General features: G+C 64.1%; 2 protein-coding genes. Both read left to right on the top strand.

Annotation, left to right across the window (positions count from 1 at the left end; genetic code table 11):
• Positions 1-743 (top strand): IS91 family transposase (locus F2P44_RS34310; protein WP_187363526.1); only part of this gene is annotated, 743 nt, incomplete at its 5' end.
• On the top strand, positions 740-979 hold the full coding sequence (locus tag F2P44_RS34315; RefSeq protein ID WP_167094554.1) for a hypothetical protein: 240 nt from the start codon (positions 740-742) through the stop codon (positions 977-979). The genes F2P44_RS34310 and F2P44_RS34315, both read left to right, overlap by 4 nt.
• The last annotated feature ends 116 nt before the right edge of the window (positions 980-1,095 follow it).

A 1,095-nucleotide genomic window follows, 5' to 3' on the forward strand; every position in this document is an offset into this window, starting at 1 on the left:
TGGTGCTGCACACATGGGGCTCGGCACTGACCCACCATCCGCATGTGCACGGAATCGTCCCCGGCGGCGGCCTGGCGCCGGACGGCACACGCTGGATCGCCTGCAGGCGAGGTTTCTTCCTGCCGGTGCGGGTGCTCTCGCGCTTGTTCCGGCGGCGCTTCCTGGATGCGCTGGCCGCAGCCCATCGCGCTGGCCAAATACGCTTGTTCGGGGAGTATGCGGCGCTGGCGGAACCAAATGCCTTCGCGCGCTCGATGGCGCCGCTGCGACATTGCGAGTGGGTGGTCTACGCCAAGCGCCCGTTCGCCGGGCCCGAGGCAGTGCTGGCCTACCTGTCGCGTTACACGCACCGGGTCGCCATCTCAAACCGGCGCCTGGTGTCCATGGATGAGCGTGGCGTGACGTTTCGCTGGAAGGACTACCGTGCCAAGGACGCGATGCACAAGACGATGACGCTCGACGCTGGCGAGTTCATGCGCCGCTTCCTGCTGCATGTCTTGCCCACAGGTTTCCACCGGATCCGGCACTACGGGATCTTTGCAAACGCCGGACGCAAGGCCAACCTGGCGCTTGCGCGCGCACTACTGCATGTGCCGACGCCGGTGGCAGCAGCGCAGATTGCCGAGCCAATTGCGCCAACGTTCATCTGTCGGCATTGTGGCGCGCCGATGGCGATCACAGCTATCTTCTTGCCGATCCATCCGATTCCAGCACCACCACGACATCAAGGCGCTCCGCCATGAACCACGTCGCGCCCCCAATTTGCCAGCGCCCAGGTCGTCGGTCATGGCCGACGTGGGTTTGCTTTGCCTTCGGCACCATAACAGCTAACATCCAAGAGACCGAACCTGGTTCCGGCGTTCATATCGCGATCGCTAAACGCCTCGCCGACGCCATCGACACCCGATCGGCCGCCTCAATCGACAGCCATCCGATCACCGGCACCATTCAAATCGCCATAGCCGGTGGCACAGCTTGACGACAACGACACATCCCGCGGTTTCCTCCTTCGCGGCTTGCCCAACGCCGGCCGGAGACGCTTGCGTGCATCAGTTTGAGTCTGTGACGGCGGCCGGCATCGGACAACCCTTAACG

Origin of the sequence: Massilia frigida (genome assembly GCF_011682175.1) — a bacterium.
In the GTDB taxonomy this organism is placed as follows: domain Bacteria; phylum Pseudomonadota; class Gammaproteobacteria; order Burkholderiales; family Burkholderiaceae_D; genus Telluria_A; species Telluria_A frigida.